This window comes from Tamlana crocina, from assembly GCF_012037625.1.
This window is the reverse complement of sequence record NZ_JAAVJS010000913.1, coordinates 1-278: the sequence shown is the minus strand read 5'-3', so window position 1 is coordinate 278 and position 278 is coordinate 1. Positions and strand designations below refer to the sequence as shown.

Below are 278 nucleotides of genomic sequence, written 5' to 3'. Positions count from 1 at the left end.
AGATTGTTATCAAGGCTTAATCTCTCACTTATCTTCCAGGAATGGTTGAGCATCATGACAGGTTCTGCTACCTCCTTCTGTCGGGAATTCCTGATCTTCCCATCCTGATATCCCCAGTAACTATTGTACTGCTCTCCCCGAAGCTCATATACCTCCTGAGTGTTGGGTGAGTTTTTACCACGCAGATTTGGCGTATAAAAGGCGGTAAGGTTCAAATCGTGAGCTTCATTAAATCGCTTTCCTACGGAAACAAAGAACGAATTGGCATTATAGGTGCT

1 pseudogene is annotated in these 278 nt (G+C 43.9%); it reads right to left on the bottom strand.

What is annotated here, in order from left to right:
- Positions 1 to 278: pseudogene (locus tag HC176_RS19925) on the bottom strand (TonB-dependent receptor); the annotation flags it as partial.